Source organism: Dethiosulfovibrio russensis (assembly GCF_021568855.1).
GTDB classification, from domain to species: domain Bacteria; phylum Synergistota; class Synergistia; order Synergistales; family Dethiosulfovibrionaceae; genus Dethiosulfovibrio; species Dethiosulfovibrio russensis.
The window spans coordinates 1-540 of record NZ_JAKGUG010000037.1 but is presented as its reverse complement, the minus strand read 5'-3'; the positions used below and the strand labels follow the sequence as shown (position 1 = coordinate 540).

Here is a 540-nt window from a genome sequence, read left to right as displayed (position 1 = left end):
CGACGGAAAGGTGGTCACCTGCGATTATGCCTACTCCGTAGGGTCCACCGACGCCAACGCCGTAATAGTGACCATGGAGCAGGTGGCTGGATTTGCCGGAGACGGGGTTACCAGATCCTTTCCCCTCCCGTCCAGATGCTTGACGCCATTGAAGTTGTTGGTGGGAGGTGTGGAGATACCGGAGGGGACCGGCTTCGAGATCCGAGACGATGGCGAGAGCCTGTACATAATGGAGCCTCCGGAGGCCAACGAGTCCGTGCTGTTCTCCTACGTGGATCCCGTCTGTCAGGGAGGATATTACGAGACCAGGAGCTCCGGTCTCGATAATCCATATAGCCAGAACGACATGGCCGACGATGGGGAGACCGCCTTTTTCAAGCTGGGCGGAGCCTTCTCCGTGGAGAACCGTCTGGTTGGAACTGGAGACGGGAGTAAAAAGGTATTCGACACCGGCACCCCTTTGATACGGGGAGTCTCGAAGGTGCTGGTAGGGGGGCAGGAGGTGACGGACTACGCCCTCAACAACGTAAAGGGAACGGT

Annotated in this window: 1 pseudogene; it reads left to right on the top strand. The window is 58.1% G+C overall.

Features of this window, described 5'->3' with window-relative positions:
• Positions 1-540: pseudogene (locus L2W48_RS12935) on the top strand (hypothetical protein); the annotation flags it as partial.